The organism is Halobacillus sp. BBL2006, from assembly GCF_000786645.1.
Lineage (GTDB): Bacteria > Bacillota > Bacilli > Bacillales > Halobacillaceae > Halobacillus.
This window is the reverse complement of record NZ_JRNX01000945.1, coordinates 1-537: the sequence shown is the minus strand read 5'-3', so window position 1 is coordinate 537 and position 537 is coordinate 1. Positions and strand designations below refer to the sequence as shown.

Below are 537 nucleotides of genomic sequence, written 5' to 3'. Positions count from 1 at the left end.
CTCATGATTAAATTTAATACAAACGCTGTTGTACCAACACTCAATGATCGTGTCTTCTACTATTCTGCACTTATGCTGAATATCCTATTTGCTTATTTATTTACTTTAAACGATTTTTAAAAGATTCCAGAAAAAGAACAAAGGCATATAGTGAAGTTTCAAAAAATCAACAGAAAAGATGCCCCTATCAAATAACAAAGATATCCTAATTGATCATCCGACTGTGACCCTCCCAGAAGGATTTACGAATGACGACTTTCTGAATTTTTCCTGAAGCAGTCTTCGGAAGCTCTTCGATAAACGATACACTCTTCGGAGCCTTGAAGTGAGCTATTTTCTCACGACAAAAAGCTATGAGTTCCTCCTCTGACACCAACTCTTTTTCTCTTAAGACCACGACCGCATGAGGAACTTCTCCCCATTTTTCATGAGGAATGGCTACGACAGCCGCTTCCAATACAGAAGGGTGCTCATACAGTGCTCCCTCTACTTCAATAGACGAAATATTTTCCCCGCCACTGATAATCACATCTTTTT

General features: G+C 38.7%; 1 pseudogene. It reads right to left on the bottom strand.

Annotated features, from left to right (window positions below):
• Window positions 1–205: 205 nt before the first annotated feature.
• Window positions 206–537: pseudogene (locus LD39_RS21285) on the bottom strand (AMP-dependent synthetase); the annotation flags it as partial.